This is a genomic window from Psychrobacter sp. 1U2 (assembly GCF_051847575.1).
The window spans coordinates 1-668 of the sequence record NZ_JBPYDC010001205.1; the positions used below are offsets into that span (position 1 = coordinate 1).

A 668-nucleotide genomic window follows, 5' to 3' on the forward strand; every position below is an offset into this window, starting at 1 on the left:
ATCAAAGATCCGCAATTAAGTTCAGATGACCTGAGAGAAAATTGATATCCTTAATTTAAATACTGGTACCGACAGTAAATAAGTTAAAAGGCATGAACTAAATTATACTGCATTATCATCTGTGTAGAGTATTTCACATTCTATGTAACTGATGGAAAAACACTATGAAGTACATTGTAGCTATTTGAATAACTCGAACCTTTGACACCATTAGCCTATAGCCTAAAATCCAAGTCCTCTCTAGGGAATAGTCTACTGGCTCAGTAAAATTATGATAACCAACATTACAGTTTAAAAAAACTTTCCAATTATCCAAAAACAAAAAACCGCCCTGACTGCTATTACTAACAGTTCAGAGCGGTTTTTTATATCAAATTAAGCTACTTATTCAGCAGTTGTTGCTGTACCTTGCTCAATACCTTTCATAGTCAACTTAATGCGACCACGGTTATCAACGTCTTGAACCAAGACACTAACCGTCTGACCTTCTTTTAGATAATCTGATACATTCTCTACACGCTCTTCTGCAATTTGTGAGATATGCACGAGACCATCTGTGTTTGGCAAGACGTTAACGAACGCGCCGAAGTCAACGATACGAGCGACCGTACCTTCGTAAGTTTTACCAACTTCAACTTCAGCCGTCAATGCTTCGATTTTACCAATAG

1 protein-coding gene is annotated in these 668 nt (G+C 37.1%); it reads right to left on the minus strand.

Annotated elements, in window-relative coordinates; all coding sequences use genetic code 11:
• Positions 1-384 precede the first annotated feature (384 nt).
• Positions 385-668: S1 RNA-binding domain-containing protein (locus ACS8FD_RS21225; RefSeq protein WP_439277323.1), on the minus strand; the 284-nt coding region annotated here is incomplete at its 5' end.